Genomic DNA, 1,729 nt, shown 5'->3' on the forward strand with positions numbered 1-1,729 from the left:
CGCAAATCGTTTACAGATACATGCTCTTGTATACAACCTGTTTAATTGGTTTAGGCGATTGGTGCTCTCTACAAAAATGAGAAAGCAGCAAATCAATACCATTCGCTTAAAGTTGCTAAAAGTAGCTGCAAAAGTAGTAAATAAGGCAAGATATATAGTACTCAAATTGTGTAGCAGTTGCCATTATAAGAAAGAATTCTATGAAACGATTTCAAACATTATGAAACTGCCACTACAGTTGGAATAGTAGTAACGTATGAGCCTTGATAATCCAATATCAAATGACTATTTTTGATACATAGGGATAGTGCATCCTTTTTTCAGGTGATTTTCCAACTTACGAACGAGATAGCTTTATAAAACAATTATCTTGTAGGCGTTTTAAACCAAATCTACTGTGGTGAATAATTCAGGATTAGAGTACATTCCTGCAAAACTTCGAATTGTTCGCTATGTTCAAACTGTATATGAGTGTTCCAAATGTAAGCATACAGCTTATCCTTATATAATGAAGGCACCCACACCTTCATCACTGATGAACCATTCGTTGGCCTCCCCAAGCTCAGTGGCCAATGTCATGTATCAAAAGTATGTGAACGGTATGCCTCTTTATAGGCAGGAGAAAGACTGGGATCAACTTGGAATCGCCCGCAGTCGTTCCACTATGGCAAACTGGATAATCCGTTGCAGTGAGGATTATCTAAAGCCCATAGTATCTCATCTGCACAAAAAGCTCCTTGAGCGTGATATAGTGCATTGCGATGAGACAGTTGTTCAGGTGCTTAAAGAAAAAGACAAGGCACCACAGACAAAGTCTTATATGTGGCTATATAGAACCGGAAATGACGACAAGCCATCCATAATTCTTTATGATTATCAGCCTTCAAGAAATGGTAATCATGCAGTGGAATTCCTGAAAGGTTTCAAAGGATACTTTCACTCTGATGGATACTCCGGTTATAATAAACTTTCTGATATGATCAGATGTGGGTGCTGGGCCCACCTTAGAAGAAAGTTTATAGAAGCGATTCCATCTAAGAGTTCACAGGATGCATCACTCACCCTTGCTGAAATCGGAAGGAATTACTGTGATCAGCTGTTTCATATTGAAGACAGCCTTAAAAACTTAACATCTGAAGAACGATATAGTAAGCGCCTGGAGTTGGAAAAACCTGTTCTTGAGGCTTTTTGGTGTTGGATTGATTCCATAACGGCATTAAAAGGCTCTGCACTTGGAAAAGCTCTTGTTTATGCTAATAACCAGCGTCCATATATGGAGAATTATCTGCTTGATGGAAGATGTTCTATTTCTAATAATGCTGCCGAGAATGAAATTCGTCTGTTTACAGTAGGTCGCAAGAATTGGCTTTTTGCAGACACCCCAAAGGAGCATCTGCAAGTGCAGCTGTCTATAGTATTGTAGAGACAGCAAAGGGAAACGGCTTGAATGTCTATACCTACTTACAATATCTTCTCATGTATATGCCGGATACACCGTGGCAGTCCGAACCTGAACTTTTAGAAGATTTAATGCCCTGGTCACCGGATGTAAAGGAAGAATGTAAGCAATAGACAAATAAACTATGGTGCTCTTTATTGGAGCAATTTTTTATTTGATTTATTATCTCATTTAGTTTAATGAAATATAAGGCATCATGTTATTGGGCGCTTACTTTTTAAGAAGATAATTTAAAATTATATTGCAGTTTATTAAAAAATCACTTTGTCC

General features: G+C 37.9%; 1 protein-coding gene and 1 pseudogene. Both read left to right on the forward strand.

What is annotated here, in order from left to right; all coding sequences use genetic code 11:
• Positions 1-247, forward strand: a 247-nt coding sequence (locus HMPREF1495_RS04995) for a transposase (protein ID WP_034212586.1), incomplete at its 5' end; no start/stop codon positions are given.
• 168 nt (positions 248-415) lie between these two features.
• A pseudogene (gene tnpC, locus HMPREF1495_RS05000) lies at positions 416-1,572 on the forward strand (IS66 family transposase); the annotation flags it as partial.
• Positions 1,573-1,729: the final 157 nt, after the last annotated feature.

This window comes from Lachnoanaerobaculum sp. MSX33 (genome assembly GCF_000512995.1).
In the GTDB taxonomy this organism is placed as follows: Bacteria; Bacillota; Clostridia; order Lachnospirales; family Lachnospiraceae; genus Lachnoanaerobaculum.